Source organism: Vibrio sp. 1562 (assembly GCF_033340155.1).
GTDB lineage: Bacteria > Pseudomonadota > Gammaproteobacteria > Enterobacterales > Vibrionaceae > Vibrio > Vibrio alginolyticus.
Genome location: NZ_JAWOVY010000663.1, coordinates 1 through 551, shown reverse-complemented (window position 1 = coordinate 551; position 551 = coordinate 1). Strand labels below are relative to the sequence as shown.

General features: G+C 48.1%; 1 protein-coding gene. It reads right to left on the bottom strand.

Annotation, left to right across the window (positions count from 1 at the left end):
• The coding region (locus R7Z49_RS26955; protein WP_318112731.1) for an RNB domain-containing ribonuclease at positions 1 to 551 on the bottom strand (551 nt) is incomplete at both ends.

The following is a 551-nucleotide window of genomic DNA, read 5'->3' as shown; positions in this document are numbered from 1 at the left end:
CCTGCAATTTGACGCGCGAGATCGGCGTAGTCTGTCGGAGAAGGCTCTAAACCACCTTTCAACTCTAAACCTAGCTCACTTAGGAAATCGCGGAAGCCTTGCAAGCGCAGCTCACCCGGAGATTCGTGAATACGATACAGTGCAGGCTCTTTGGCTTTTTCTACCAACGATGCCGAGGCAATGTTAGCTAAGATCATACATTCTTCGATGATCTTATGTGCATCATTACGAATCACTGGCTCAATGCTTTCAATCTTGCGCTCAGCATTAAAAATGAATTTGGTTTCGACGGTCTCAAACTCAATCGCACCACGTTGATCACGCGCTTCTTTCAACACTTTGTACATCGCGTGCAACTCTTCAAGATGCGACACGAGTGGCTGGTAGCGTTCACGCAGTTCTTCATCACCTTCAAGAATCGCGCTCACTTTGCTGTATGTGAGGCGAGCGTGGGAATTCATTACCGCTTCGTAGTGCTTGTAGCTTGAGAGCTTACCGCTTTCAGAAATGGTCATCTCACACACCATACACAAGCGATCCACTTGCGGGTC